The organism is Actinoplanes missouriensis 431, assembly GCF_000284295.1.
GTDB lineage: Bacteria > Actinomycetota > Actinomycetes > Mycobacteriales > Micromonosporaceae > Actinoplanes > Actinoplanes missouriensis.
In genome coordinates, this window is sequence record NC_017093.1 from 5,412,346 (window position 1) to 5,425,895 (window position 13,550).

Here is a 13,550-nt window from a genome sequence, read left to right on the forward strand (position 1 = left end):
AATTGGCTGGGATCTGAGATGCTCGGGAGGTCTGCTCATGGCTGATGTGGACGCCACCCACGGGACGGGCAACCCTCCCCCGGACGTGCTGCGTGCCGTCGAGGAGGGCCGGGCATCCGGCGACGGCGGGCGCACCGCCTTCGACGCGGATCGCCCGCCCAGCGCCGACCTGGTGTCGGACTGTGTGCACTGCGGGTTCTGCCTGACCACCTGCCCGACCTACACGCTGTGGGGCGAGGAGATGGACTCGCCCCGCGGCCGGATCCACCTGATCGGCCAGGGACTTTCCGGTGAGCCGCTCAGCGACTCGATGGTCACCCACTTCGACAACTGCCTCGGCTGCATGGCGTGCGTGACCGCGTGCCCGTCGGGCGTGCAATACGACCGGCTCATCGAGGACACGCGTGCGCAGGTGGAGCGGCGGCACGACCGGACAGGGCGGGACCGGGCACTGCGAACGGCGATCTTCGCGCTCTTCCCCTATCCACGGCGGCTTCGGCTGCTGCGGGGACCGCTCCGTGCGTACCAGAAATCGGGTTTGCAGAAGCTGGTGGGCCGGACCGGCCTCCTGGACCGGCTGGCGCCCACGCTTGCGACCTTGGAAAGCCTGGCGCCGCGGCTGGTCTCGGTTCCGCGGCCTCCTGCCCGCGTGCAGGCACGCGGTCCGCGACGGGCCGTCGTGGGCATGCTGACCGGGTGCGTGCAGTCCGCGTTCTTCCCCGAGGTCAATTCAGCCACGGTACGGGTATTGGCCGCCGAAGGATGTAACGTGCTGATCCCTTCCGGACAGGGATGCTGTGGCGCCCTGAGCGTGCACAACGGCCGCCGTGCCGAGGCGCAGCGGTTCGCTCGGAAGCTGATCCGGCTCTTCGAGACGACCGGCATGGACTATTTCGTCGTGAACGCGGCGGGCTGCGGGTCGTCGCTGAAGGAGTACGGGGAGCTGCTCGCGGACGATCCGGCCTACGCATCGCGGGCCGCAGCGTTCGCCGCCAAGGTGCGTGATCTCGCGGAACTGCTGGTGGAGCTGGGTCCGGTGGCGAAGCGGCATCCGCTGCCGATCTCGGTGGCCTATCACGACGCCTGCCATCTCGGGCATGCCCAGGGGATCACCGCTCAGCCCCGCGCGCTGCTGGCCGGCATCCCGGAACTCACCGTGCGGCCGATCAGCGAACCGGAGATCTGCTGCGGGTCGGCCGGGGTGTGGAACGTGCTGAACCCGGTGCCGGCGGCCGAACTCGGTGATCGAAAAGCGTCAGCGGTGCTCGCCACAGGGGCGCAGCTGCTGGTCACCGCCAACCCGGGATGCCTGATGCAGGTGGCGGCGGCGATCCGGCGGCGGGGCGGGTCGATCGCGCTGGCGCACACCGCACAGGTGCTCGACGCGTCGATCCGCGGGCTGGGCGTTTCGGCGCTCCTCTGACCGTTCGCGCCGTGATGTTTCCCGTTGGTCATTGATGTGCGTTAATGGGAGCGCTCCCAGCGGATTGGAGATCCCCCATGCACCGACGACGACTGGCAGTCATCGCCAGCGCCTCCGTCCTCGCTCTCTCCGCATTTGCCGTCGCCGGCTCACTTCCCCCCGCCGCAGCCGGCTCGCTCCCCCTCGCCGCCGCCGGCTCACCTCCCCGCGCTGCCGGCTCCGCCGCCCTCGCTGCTGACTCACTTCCCCTCGCCGCCGGCTCCCCCGCCCTCGCTGCCGCCGACTCGCTCCCCCTCGCTGCCCGGGTGAACACCGCGGCGGGCTGTTCCGTCTCGTATGCCGTCTCCAGCCAGTGGCCGGGCGGTTTCGGGGCTGCCGTCACCGTCACGAACCTCGGCGATCCGATCACGTCCTGGGCGCTGACCTGGTCGTTCACCGCCGGGCAGACGATCAGCCAGCTCTGGAACGGGGACGTCACGCAGTCCGGGTCGGCGGTCACCGTGCGCAACGCCGGCTGGAACGGGAACGTGGCAAGCGGCGGGACCGCGTCGTTCGGCTTCAACGGATCGTGGACCGGGTCGAACCCGGTTCCCGCGTCGTTCAGCCTGAACGGCGTGGCCTGCACCGGCGGGGTCGTGCCGTCGGCGTCCCCGTCCGTTTCGACGCCCCCGTCCCCGTCGCCTTCCGTTTCAACCTCGCCGTCTCCCTCGGTTCCGGTGTCCCCGTCTCCCTCCGTTTCGGTGTCTCCGTCCCAGCCCTCCGGGGATGGGCCGACCAAGATCATGGCGCTCGGTGACTCGATCACGGGTTCGCCGGGGTGCTGGCGGGCGCTGCTCTGGCAGAAACTGCCGGCCGCCGAGGTCGACTTCGTCGGGACGCTGCCCGGACAGGGGTGCGGATTCGCCTACGACGGTGAGAACGAGGGGCACGGCGGTTACCTGGTCACCAACGTGGCCAACCAGAACCTGCTGCCCGGATGGCTCTCCGCCACCGACCCGGACGTCGTGATGATGCACTTCGGGACCAACGACGCGTGGAGCAACATCCCGGCGGCCACGATCCTGGCGGCCTACACGAAACTGGTCGGTCAGATGCGCGCCGCCAACCCCTACATGAAGATCCTGGTCGCGCAGATCATCCCGCTGAATCCGCCGACGTGCGCCGACTGCGGGCAGCGGGTGGTCACGCTGAACGCGGCGATCCCGGCGTGGGCGGCGTCGCTGAGCACGGCGGCGTCACCGATCACCGTGGTTGATCAGTGGACCGGGTTCGACACGGCCGTCGATACGTACGACGGAGTTCACCCGGACGACGACGGCAACGCCAAGATCGCTAATCGGTGGTATCCGGCGGTGGCCGCGGCGATCTCCTGACGAGTTTCGGGGGTTGGGGGTCGGGGACGAGCGTTCCCGACCCCTTCTCCGCCTGCCGACCGGCTCTATGTGACGCCCAGCCCTCCTTGACGCCCAGCCCTCCTTGACGCCCAGCCCTCCTTGACGCCCAGCCCTCCTTGACGCCCAGCTTTACTTGACGGCCATCTCGCCCAGCTCGGACCAGTCGGATTGGTCGATCATCTGGCTGATGATCTTGGGGGTGGCGACCAGGTACTGCGGAAGCTCCTGCTGAGCCTGCTTGAAGTGGGCGGAGTTCACATGGGCGGCGCCCGCCTCCCCGTCACGGAACCCTTCGACCAGGACGTACTCATGCGGGTTGTCCAGGCTGCGGGACCAGTCGTACCAGAGGCAGCCCGGTTCCGCGCGGGTCGCCTCGGTGAACGCGGCCGCCAGACGCGGCCAGTCCTCGGCGTGCTCCGGCTTGACCAGGAACTTCGCAGTAATGAAGATCATCATTGATCACCTTTCGTCCGTGATGCCCATCCTGGCCTACCCTGGCCCATCCTGCCCCGCCCCGAGCCCTGTATCGCGTCAGGAGAGCCCATCGGAGCCGCTTTCAGAGCGCGCCGCGGAGCACCCGACCCGGAAACGGTGATCTCCGAGAGGGTGTAGCTGTCCGAAACGGACGGCATAATCATCCGGTGGACAATTGGGAATACGCGCGGCTCGAGTACCGCGCGGCGGGCACGCTGGGATCCGACCGCTTCATGGACTGGACGGCGACGTTCCACCATCCCGGCGGGGTGCTGCGCTGGGGCACCGACGAGCGCTTCGACGACATCCGGCATCTCAATCGCGCGGGTGCGGCGGGGTGGCAGGCCTATGATCGCGCGGTCATCCACGTGATGGGCGAGCCGCACCGGCTGAGCAGCGTGACGTACTCGATGCGCCGCCCGATCCCGACCGCGCCGCCGGCCGTTCCCGGCGTGTCCTGACCCTCCCTTCCGCGCCACTGCTGCGCCCATCCTCTCCCCTTTGACCTAACAAGGGCGTGACAGTGGCTGTCACGGTGGTGTTAGGCGGGGTGGCATAGGGTTTCTTCGTGGCCAAGGAGACCGGGACCAAACTGATCGCCTCGAACAAGAAGGCGCGTCACGACTACGCGATCCTGAAGACGTACGAGGCGGGTCTCGTGCTGGCCGGGACCGAGGTGAAATCGCTGCGCCTGGGCCGCGTGTCACTCGTGGACACGTTCGCCCAGGAGCACAACGGCGAGATCATGCTCTACGGCCTGCACATCGCGGAGTATGGCTTCGGCAGCTGGACGAACCACGCTCCGCGCCGCACCCGCAAACTGCTGCTGCACAAAGACGAGATCATCAAGATCCTCAACAAGCTGAATGAGAGCTCCGGCCTCACCCTGGTGCCGCTCTCGCTCTACTTCAAGGACGGCTGGGCGAAAGTCGAGCTCGGCCTGGCGCAGGGTCTCAAGTCCTATGACAAGCGGCAGGTCATGGCGGAGCGAGACGCGAAGAAGGAGATCGCCAGGGAGATGGGGCGCCGATTGAAGGGCAGGTCACCGTCGGTGAGAGGAGGGCGTCGCTAGGTCTGAGCAGTAGCTAGGATCTACGAGTGAAAGATCCAGAAGCAGTTGAGTTCGGCCTGGACACGTTCGGCGATGTGACAGTCGGCGAGGACGGGACGGCACTTCCCTACGCGCAGGTCATCCGGAACGTCGTGGAGCAGGCGGTGCTGGCCGACCGGCTCGGTGTCGACGCTTTCGGCGTGGGTGAGCACCACCGTGACGACTACGCCATCTCCTCCCCCGAGATCGTGCTCGCGGCCATCGCCGCGAAGACCGAGCGGATCAAGCTGGGGACGGCGGTCACGGTTCTGAGTTCAGACGATCCGGTACGGGTGTACGAGCGCTTCGCCACCCTGGACGCGATCTCGGGCGGGCGGTCCGAGATCATTCTGGGCCGGGGTTCGTTCACCGAGTCGTTCCCGCTGTTCGGGTTCGACCTGGCGGACTACGACCGGTTGTTCTCGGAGAAGCTCGACCTGATGTCGCACCTGCTCACCGAGGGGCCGATCACCTGGTCCGGCTCGGTGCGGCCGCCGCTGGCCGACCAGCAGGTCTACCCGAAGACGGAGTCCGGCCGGATCCGGGCGTCGATCGGTGTGGGCGGCAGCCCGGAGTCGGTCGTGCGCACGGCTCAGTACGGTCTGCCGCTGGTGCTGGCGATCATCGGCGGGGAGCCGGCCCGATTCGCGCCGTACGTCGATCTCTACCACCGGGCGCTCAAGGAGCTGGAGCAGCCGGAGCAGCCGGTCGCGGTGCACTGCCCCGGGTTCGTGGCCGAGACCGACGACGAGGCCATCGATGTGCTCTGGCCGCACGCGCGGCGGATGCTGGACCGGCTCGGGCGGGAACGCGGATGGCCGCGCACCACCAAGGACCGCTTCGTGGCGGACGTGACCGAGGGCGCCTGGCACGTCGGTTCGCCGGAGACCGTGGCGCAGAAGATCGCGGCTACGGTGCGGGCGCTGGGGATTCAGCGGTTCGACCTGAAGTACTCGCACGGGACGCTGCCGCACGATCGGCTGATGACGTGCGTGGAGCTGTACGGGTCGCAGGTCATTCCGCGCGTCCGCGAGCTGCTGGCCGACTGATCCGGCCGACTGAGTCAGCGATTGAGCCAGCCGACTGATCCGGCTGACTGAGCCAGCTGACTGAGCCGGCGCCGGCGTGGGGCCTTCTGTGCCTGTTCGTGGCCTACAGTCGGCTCATGACTGAGCGTCTGGATTGGGCTGACCCAACGGTTCGGGAGTGGGACTGCACGGTTGTCTGGTCGGATCCCGCTGATCCGGAGGCGGGGATCGTTCTGGATCGGTCGGCGTTCTATCCAGGCGGCGGCGGGCAGCCACCGGACCATGGAGTGCTGCTCTGGGAGGGTGTTCAGACGCGGATCGTGGACACGCGGAAGGGCGGGGCCATTCCGGGTGGGGAGCTCTACCTGCTGCCGGCGCCGGGCGATCCGGTGCCGGCGGCCGGGACCACGGTGCGCGGGGCGCTGGACGACGCTCGGCGGAGCAGCCTCATGCGTACCCACTCCGGGTTGCACATTCTCTGCGGCATCGTGTTCCGGGACTTCGGGGCGCTCGTCACCGGCGGGAACATGCAGCCCGGCGAAGCGCGGATGGACTTCAACCTGCCGGAGCTGCCGTCCTCGGTGGGTGGCACCAGCTTCAAGCAGGCGCTCGAGGACGCCGTGAACGCGGAGATCACGGCGGATCGGAAGATCGTTGCGCGGGTGCTGCCTCGGGAGGAGGCCCTGGCGATTCCGACACTGGTGCGGACGCAGGACGCGCTGCCGCCGCTGGAGAACCCGGAGATCCGGGTCATCGACATCGTCGGGCTGGACGTGCAGGCGGACGGCGGCACGCATGTGGCGAGCACCGCGCAGGTGGGCCGCGTCGAGGTCGTGAAGGTGGAGAGCAAGGGGCGGCAGAACCGGCGCGTGCGTATCCGCGTCGTGGACTGAGCCGTGGACTGGGCCATGGACTGAGCCGTGGATTGGGCCATGGACTGGGCCGTGAACTGGGCGTGGAACGGACCGTGGACCAGAGAACGCGAAAGGCCGGCGGGATCACCCGCCGGCCTTTGCCGTAGCCGTTGCGTTACTTGATGCCGGCCCGGGTGCAGGCGGCCTTGTACTTCGCGGTGCAGAGGCTCTTCGCCGTGACGAAGCCGCTCTCGACGACGGCCTTGACGTTCTTCACAGTGATCGGCTCGGGGTCCAGCTTCACGAACGGGACGTAGGCGCCCGACTCCGGGTCCTTCAGCTTGTCGTCGACCGGCGGCTTGACGTTCTTGTACAGGTTGATCGCGAGCTTGGCGGCGGCGTCGGCCTCCAGCTTGATCTCCTTGTACACGGTCATGCACTGGTCGCCGGCGAGGATGTTCTGCAGGCCCTGAACGGTGGCGTCCTGGCCGGTGACCGGGACCTTGCCGTTCAGCTTCTTCTCGCGCAGCACCTCGATGGCCGCGTTGCCGAGGCCGTCGTTGGCGGCGAGCACGCCGCCGATCTTCGGGTACTGCTTGAGCATCTGGGAGAAGATCTCGCGGCCCTCGTCGTTGTCCCAGTCCGGCACGTACTGGTCCGGGCCCTTGGTGAACTCGGCGTCGTTGTAGTACTGGTCCAGGATCCGGTCGTAACCGTTCTTGAACAGGGTCGCGTTGTTGTCGGTCGGCGAACCGTTGAGCTCGGCGACGATCGGGTTGTCGACCTTCTTCTGCTTCAGGCAGCTGACCAGGGTCTGCGCCTGCAGCTCGCCGACCCGCTCGTTGTCGAAGCTGACGTAGTAGTCAGCGCCGCCGTTGAGGGTGAGCCGGTCGTAGTCGATGACGGGGACGCTGCGGGAGTGGGCGTCCTCGATCACGGCCTTGCCGCTCGCCGAGTCCAGGTTCGCGATGATCAGAACCTTGGCGCCCTCGTCCAGCATCTTGTCCGCGAGGCGCTTGAACTGCTCCTTGTCGCCCTCGGCGTTCTCGATCTGGTAGGGCACCTTGCCGGCCTCGAACGCGGCCTTCAGGTACTTCGGGTCGTCCTGACTCCAGCGCTGGGAGCTCTTGGTGTCCGGCAGAATCACGCCGATTCCCGCCTTGCCGGACGATTGGCCACCGTTGCTGGTGGTCGCCGAGCCACTGTCGCCGGAGTCACCGGGGTCGGTGCCGTCGTCACAGGCCGTGAGCGTGACTGTGGTCAACAGGCCTGCGGCAACCAGGGCGAGCAGAGACTTGCGCATGGCGATATATGTCCTCTCAGGGGGTCCCGAGCTGCGGTGGGGGCGCTGAACGGCCCGCCTAGTATCGGCCAGCGCGTCACGGGGGCAACATCGGGAGGGGGCCAGAGCAACAAGATTATTCATTTTCCACGGGTTACTGCCAAACAATCACTTTGTGTGACTGGCGGCTCATTCTCCGTACCCGTGGTTATGTGCTCTGGTCCCGTAGTTATGTGCTGGTCTTAGCCTTTTTCGGCTCCGGCGGTGAGTCCTTCGGTCAGGAGGCGTTCCGCCGCGAAGAAGATGATCACAATCGGCAGCGTCAGCACGACGGAACCCGCCATCAGGACCGTTTTGCTGACCTCGATGCCACCGGAGAGCTGCGCCAGGCCCAGCGACACCGTCCAGTCGGCGCGATCCTCCACCAGGAAGAGCAGCGCGAACAGGAATTCGTTCCAGGCAATCATGAAGACGTACAGCGCGTTCGCCATGACGGCCGGAGCTGCCAGCGGAAGGACTACCTTGCGCAGCGTCTGCAACCGGCTGTAGCCGTCGACGGCGGCCGCCTCCTCCAGGCTCTCCGGGATCGTGGAGAGGTAGTTGCGCAGCATGTAGATCGAGACGGGGACGGTCTGCGCGATGTACACCAGGATCAGTCCGCCCAGGGAACCGCGCAGGCCGAGCCGGGTGAAGAGCACGAAGAGCGGGATCGCCAGCAGGATCGACGGGAACAGGTAGACCGACAGGAACAGGAAATGCACCTGCCGGCGGCCGGTGAATCGCAGGCGGCTGACCGCGTACGCGCCGGGAATCGCCACCAGCAGCGTCAGAGCCGTCGCGGCCAGCGAGACCATCGCGGAGTTCGCGAGGAAACGCAGGAAGCCCTGGCCACCGTTGTCGACCGAGGTGAGCACCTCACGGTAGGTGCTGAGCGTCCACTCGGACGGGGCGATCCAGAGTTGGCCCGGGTCCTGGAGGAGCTGTTCGATCGGGCGTACCGACAGCAGCAGCATGTAGAGGAACGGGAAGAGGGTCGCGATCAGGAGGACGATGATCACGATCGGCCGGAGGACGGAGAGGACCCGCGCCTCAATGGTCGCTCTGTCTTTCAGGGGGGCTCTGTCTTTCAGGGGGGCTCTGTCTTTCAGGAGGGCTCTGTCTTTCAGGGAGGCTCTGTCTTTCAGGGAGGCTCTGTCTTTCATGGGACCTACTCCTCCCCCTCTACGCGAGGAGCCAGGAAACGCAGGTAGATCGCGAGCAGGACGATCAGACCGGTGGCCAGGACCAGCGCCTGCGCGGCCGCGGCCCCGACGTCGAAGCGCGCGGTGAGGAACTCGTAGACCCGGACGCTGACCACCTCGGTGCCGGCCCCGCCGCCGGTCAGCAGGTAGACGTCGTCGAACTTGTTGAACGTCATGATGAACCGCAGCACGCAGAGCAGCGCGATCACCGCGGAGAGCTGCGGCAGCAGGATGTGCCGGAAGATCTGAGTGGGCGCGGCGCCGTCGACCCGGGCCGCCTCCTCCAGGTCCTGCGGTACGGCCTGAAGGCGGGCCAGCAGGAAGAGGAACGCGAACGGGAAGTACCGCCACGACTCGAACGCGATCACCGTGAGCAGCGCGAGCGGGATCTCCAGGTGCCAGCTGAACAGGCCGAAGAAGCTCAGGTCGAAGGCGTACTCGCGCTGGCTCAGGAAGGCGATCGGCCGGTCCCAGCCGAGGAAGCGCGCACCCCAGTTGTTGGCGAGACCGAATTGCGGGCTGAGCAGGATCGTCCAGACGAAAGTCACGGACACCACCGGCGCCACGTACGGAAGAAGGACCGAAGCCCGGACCAGGGTCCGGCCGCGGAAGCGGCCCCGGAGAGCCAGCGCCGCGACCAGGCCGATAGCGATGGATCCGACGGTGGAGCCGACCGTGTACACCACGGTGGTCCAGAGCGACGACCAGAAGCCGGGCGAGGTGAGCACCAGCTCGATGTTCGACAGCGTGTACTCGCCGAAGACACCGGCGCGGCGCAGATTGATCAGCCGGATCCGCTGGAAGGCGAGCATGATCGTCCAGAGGATCGGCAGGACGACCACGACCAGGACCACGATCAAAGTCGGTGACAGGTACGCCAGGCCGGCTCTGCTTTCGCGCTGGCGCAGGGTCAGCGGCCGCTTACTCAAGGGACTTCTGGATCGTCTTGACGTCCTCGGCTGCGCGCTGGGCGGCCTCCTGCGCGTCGAGTTCGCCGGTGGTCAGGCTGTTGATCGCCTTGGGCACCGGGAGCTCGCCGAGACTCGCGCCGACCAGGGCGCCCTGGTTCTGCGGGAAGCCCCAGCGCTGGAACGTGTCCGGACTCTTCTGCAGGGCCGTCAGCACGTCCTCGGGGTAGAGCTCCGCGAGCGGCTTCTTGGTGTCCACCCCGGCCGGCAGGGTGTTCCAGGCAGTGGTGAATTTCGTGGCGTCGTCGGCCGTACCCTTGCGCACCGGGATTTTGCCTTCCGGGGCGATACCCAGCCAGTCCGTGTAGCCCTCGTTCATCATGTACGCCACGAACCGCTTCGCGTTGTCGGTGTTGGCGCCGTCCGCCGTGATCGTCCAGCTGGTGATCTCGCCGAACTGGGCGGGTTTGCCCTGCGGGCCGGCGACCGCGGTGACCACGCCGGTGTTCTTCGCCAGCCAGGCCGGGTCACCCTTGCACTCGGCGCAGGTCGGCAGGGCGTCGTTGCGCAACCCGGCCAGCTCGTCCAGCAGGAACGACGACCAGACGACCATGGACGCCTTGCCCGCGAAGTACGTGGCGCGGGTGGTGTCGACGTCCTGCGCGCCCGGCACCGACCAGTTCTTCACCAGGTCCGAGTAGAGCTGGAACGTCTCCACGCACTGCGGCGAGTCCAGCAGCACCGACTTCGCGTCGTCGACCATCTGGCAGTTGTTGCCGAGAGCCAGGTTCTCGAACGTCTGCTGGGTGAACGCGTCGTTCCCGACGGTGGCGAGCACGGCGCCGGCGACCTGCGGGGAGTTCAGCTTCTCGGCAGCGGCGCGGATCGCGGCGTAGGTGTCCGGCACGGCCAGACCCGCCTTCTGGAACAGGTCCTTGCGGTAGAAGAGCAGTTGCGCCCAGCCGTCCGACGGGACTGACCACTGGACGCCGTCCTGGCTGGTCAGCTGCAGCGCCGGGGCGGAGAACGTGCCGGTGCCGAGCTGGTCGACGACGGCCTTCGTGGCGTCCGTGTCGAGCAGCTGGTTGGAGGCCATCTGCGCCACGGCGGCCAGCGGGAGCGCGCCGACCACGTCGGGCAGCGTTCCCGCCGCGGCCGCTGAGGTGATCAGGCTGCTGAACTGGTTCTCGTCGGTCGCGACGATCTTCACCGGGATGCCGGTGGACTTGGTGAACTCGTCGGCGATCTTCTGGGTGGCCTGCACCCGGTCGGTGAGGTTCTCCAGGCTCCAGACCGTCAAGGTGCCGCCGCCGTCGTCACCTCCGTCGTCGCCGCAGCCGGAGAGGGCTGTGGTGGCGAGCAGCAGAAGGGCCGCTCCGGCTGTGCTCCAGCGGGACCTGCTCTTAGATCCGGCACGAGCTGACTTCGTCGTCATGATGTCCTCCCCGTTACGCATCGATGACGGAGAACCTGTCCTGACGGTAAGCCCGTGGCTGGAGTTCCGCGACCGGAGAGGTCATCAGAGAATCCGGCGGGACTTCCAGGAGGACTTCCGGGAGGACTTCCGGGAGGGCTTCCGGGAGGGCTTCCGGGAGGTGGAGAGTCATCACAATGGGGGCATGACGCTCAGGATCAGGGTCGCTACGCGGGAGGACCTGCCCGCTCTGCGGGACGTGATGGCACGGGCGATCGGGGAGCTGCAGCGCGGGTTTCTCGACGAGGCGCAGATCGCGGCCAGCCACGAGATCATGGGTCTCGACACGCAGCTTGTCGACGACGGGACGTATTTCCTGGTGGAGGTTGCCGGGGACAGATCCGGGACGGTCTGCGGGTGTGGTGGGTGGAGCCGGCGGGCGACGCTCTACGGCGGGGACCATACGCCGGGGCGGGACGCGGCGCTGCTGGATCCGCGGCGGGAGCCGGCGAAGGTCAGAGCCATGTACACCCACCCCGGGTACGCGCGACGCGGCATCGGCCGGATGATCCTCGCCGAGTGCGAGAGGGCGGCTGCCGCGGAGGGGTTCACCAGGCTGGAACTGATGGGGACGCTCTCCGGGCAGCCGCTCTACGCGGCGGCGGGTTTCGAAGTCATCGAGACACTCGAGGACGGCCGTGGGGGCGTACCCGTGCCGTTGGTTCGAATGGGTAAAACCCTCACCAACTGACAGCTCTTACCAACTGACGGCTCCTACCAACTGACGGCTCTTACCAACTGACAGCGATGTACTTGGACTCCAGGTACTCCAGCAGCCCCTCGTGACCGCCCTCCCGGCCGATGCCGCTTTGCTTCACGCCGCCGAACGGCGCGGCCGGGTCGCTCACCAAGCCCCGGTTGAGGCCCACCATGCCGGCCTCGATCGCCTCGCTCACCCGCAGGCCGCGGGCCAGGTCACCGGTGTAGACGTACGCCACCAGGCCGTACTCGGTGTCGTTGGCGAGCCGGACCGCCTCGTCCTCGCTGGTGAACGTCACGATCGGCGCGACCGGGCCGAAGATCTCCTCGCGGAGGATCGCCGAGTCGGGGGCGACACCGGTCAGCACGGTCGGCGGGTAGTAGAAGCCGGGACCCTCGGGACGGCTGCCACCGGTGACCGCCTCCGCGCCGGCGTCCAGGGCGGAACGGACCAGACCGTCCACCTTCGCCACCGTGTCCTCGTTGACCAGCGGGCCCACCTGCGTCTTCTCATCGGTGCCCGGGCCGACGACCAGCGCGGACATGCGCTGGGCGAGCCGGCGGGAGAACTCGTCGGCGATCGACGACTCGACGAAGAAGCGGTTCGCCGCGGTGCACGCCTCACCACCGTTGCGCATCTTCGCGATCATCGCGCCCTCGATCGCGGCGTCCAGGTCGGCGTCCGCGAAGACCAGGAACGGCGCGTTGCCGCCCAGCTCCATCGACGTGTTCACGACGTTCTCGGCGGCCTGCGCCAGCAGGATCCGGCCGACCTCGGTGGAGCCCGTGAACGACAGCTTGCGCACCCGTGAGTCGCGCAGCATCTGCGAGACCACCTTGCCGGAGCTGCGCGACGGCAGCACGTTGACCACGCCGTCCGGCACGCCCGCCTCGGCGAGGATCGCGGCCATGGCCAGGGCGGTCAGCGGGGTGTCGCTGGCCGGCTTGAGGATCATCGTGCAGCCGGCCGCCAGCGCGGGGCCGATCTTGCGGGTGGCCATGGCGGCCGGGAAGTTCCACGGCGTCACCAGCACGCACACCCCGACCGGCTGGCGCGTCACCAGGATCCGGTTGGCGCCGGACGGCGCGGTCGCCAGGGCGCCCTCGGCGCGGACCGCCTCCTCCGAGTACCACCGGAAGAACTCGGCCGCGTAGGTGACCTCGCCCTTCGCGTCCACGAGCGCCTTGCCGTTCTCCAGGCTGATCAGCTTCGCGAGCTCGTCCGCCCGCTCGGTCATGAGCGTGAACGCTTTGCGCAACACCTCCGCCCGTACCCTCGGGGGTGTCGCCGCCCAGGCCGGCCCCGCCGCAGCCGCCGCATCCACCGCGGCGATCGCGTCCGCCTCGCTGCCGTCCGCAACCGAGGCGATGGTGTCGCCGGTCGCCGGGTCGAGCACGTCGAAACGGCTCGACGAGGAGGCCGGCACCCACTTGCCGCCGATGAACAGTTCGGTTTCCACAACGGCTCCTTAACTCAATGCCATTACCTGTGCCGCAAGTGCCTGTGCCCCGCTGACTCGCCTAGCTTGCTCTCGATCGCTGCGGCTCGCCATGCTTCCCCTGCAACCCTGCTTCCTACAACCCTGCTTCCTACAACCCTGCTTAGCCGACAGCCCTGCTTAGCCGACAGCCCTGCTTAGCCGACAGCCCTGCTTCGCCCACAACCCTGCCTCCCCGCACACT

At 67.7% G+C, this 13,550-nt stretch carries 13 protein-coding genes; 7 read left to right on the forward strand and 6 right to left on the reverse strand.

What is annotated here, in order from left to right:
* Positions 1–37 precede the first annotated feature (37 nt).
* Positions 38–1,423: a (Fe-S)-binding protein gene (locus tag AMIS_RS25090; RefSeq protein WP_014445212.1), complete on the forward strand. Its 1,386-nt coding sequence runs from the start codon at positions 38–40 to the stop codon at positions 1,421–1,423.
* Positions 1,424–1,500: 77 nt separating this feature from the next.
* Positions 1,501–2,796, forward strand: coding sequence for a cellulose binding domain-containing protein (locus AMIS_RS25095; protein WP_083888694.1), 1,296 nt, complete (start codon positions 1,501–1,503; stop codon positions 2,794–2,796).
* A gap of 150 nt (positions 2,797–2,946) precedes the next feature.
* On the opposite strand, the gene AMIS_RS25100 is transcribed toward AMIS_RS25095, so the two are convergent.
* A complete protein-coding gene (locus tag AMIS_RS25100) occupies positions 2,947–3,270 on the reverse strand; it encodes a putative quinol monooxygenase (RefSeq protein WP_041831263.1) in 324 nt (107 codons plus the stop codon).
* A gap of 188 nt (positions 3,271–3,458) precedes the next feature.
* Between AMIS_RS25100 and AMIS_RS25105 the strand changes: the two genes are divergently transcribed.
* The 4 genes from AMIS_RS25105 (at position 3,459) to AMIS_RS25120 (ending at position 6,302) form a co-directional block, all read left to right on the forward strand.
* The gene (locus AMIS_RS25105; protein ID WP_014445215.1) at positions 3,459–3,752 is read left to right on the forward strand and encodes a hypothetical protein; all 294 of its coding nucleotides are present in this window, start codon (positions 3,459–3,461) and stop codon (positions 3,750–3,752) included.
* 107 nt (positions 3,753–3,859) lie between these two features.
* Positions 3,860–4,363, forward strand: coding sequence for an SsrA-binding protein SmpB (gene smpB / locus AMIS_RS25110; RefSeq protein WP_014445216.1), 504 nt, complete (start codon positions 3,860–3,862; stop codon positions 4,361–4,363).
* Between the two features lie 26 nt (positions 4,364–4,389).
* Positions 4,390–5,430: an LLM class flavin-dependent oxidoreductase gene (locus AMIS_RS25115; protein WP_014445217.1), complete on the forward strand. Its 1,041-nt coding sequence runs from the start codon at positions 4,390–4,392 to the stop codon at positions 5,428–5,430.
* Positions 5,431–5,546: 116 nt separating this feature from the next.
* Positions 5,547–6,302 (forward strand): alanyl-tRNA editing protein, encoded by a 756-nt coding sequence (locus AMIS_RS25120; protein ID WP_014445218.1) that lies wholly within the window; start codon positions 5,547–5,549, stop codon positions 6,300–6,302.
* Between the two features lie 136 nt (positions 6,303–6,438).
* On the opposite strand, the gene AMIS_RS25125 is transcribed toward AMIS_RS25120, so the two are convergent.
* The 4 genes from AMIS_RS25125 to AMIS_RS25140 all read right to left on the reverse strand — a co-directional run bounded on the left by AMIS_RS25125 (position 6,439) and on the right by AMIS_RS25140 (position 11,129).
* The gene (locus AMIS_RS25125; RefSeq protein WP_014445219.1) at positions 6,439–7,566 is read right to left on the reverse strand and encodes a sugar ABC transporter substrate-binding protein; all 1,128 of its coding nucleotides are present in this window, start codon (positions 7,564–7,566) and stop codon (positions 6,439–6,441) included.
* A 221-nt stretch (positions 7,567–7,787) separates the two neighbouring features.
* Positions 7,788–8,603 carry a carbohydrate ABC transporter permease gene (locus tag AMIS_RS25130; protein ID WP_231859080.1) on the reverse strand — a complete coding sequence of 272 codons (816 nt, stop codon included), beginning with the start codon at positions 8,601–8,603 and terminating at the stop codon, positions 7,788–7,790.
* Positions 8,604–8,752: 149 nt separating this feature from the next.
* Positions 8,753–9,715, reverse strand: coding sequence for a carbohydrate ABC transporter permease (locus AMIS_RS25135; RefSeq protein WP_014445221.1), 963 nt, complete (start codon positions 9,713–9,715; stop codon positions 8,753–8,755).
* Positions 9,708–11,129 carry an extracellular solute-binding protein gene (locus AMIS_RS25140; protein ID WP_051042128.1) on the reverse strand — a complete coding sequence of 474 codons (1,422 nt, stop codon included), beginning with the start codon at positions 11,127–11,129 and terminating at the stop codon, positions 9,708–9,710. Before AMIS_RS25140 ends, AMIS_RS25135 begins: the two co-directional genes overlap by 8 nt.
* Between AMIS_RS25140 and AMIS_RS25145 the strand changes: the two genes are divergently transcribed.
* A complete protein-coding gene (locus AMIS_RS25145; RefSeq protein WP_014445223.1) occupies positions 11,128–11,859 on the forward strand; it encodes a GNAT family N-acetyltransferase in 732 nt (243 codons plus the stop codon). The two genes, AMIS_RS25140 and AMIS_RS25145, sit on opposite strands and share 2 nt — an antisense overlap.
* 40 nt (positions 11,860–11,899) lie before the next feature.
* Here the strand turns inward: AMIS_RS25145 and AMIS_RS25150 are convergent, their stop codons facing one another.
* Positions 11,900–13,327 (reverse strand): NAD-dependent succinate-semialdehyde dehydrogenase, encoded by a 1,428-nt coding sequence (locus tag AMIS_RS25150; RefSeq protein ID WP_014445224.1) that lies wholly within the window; start codon positions 13,325–13,327, stop codon positions 11,900–11,902.
* Between the last annotated feature and the right edge of the window lie 223 nt (positions 13,328–13,550).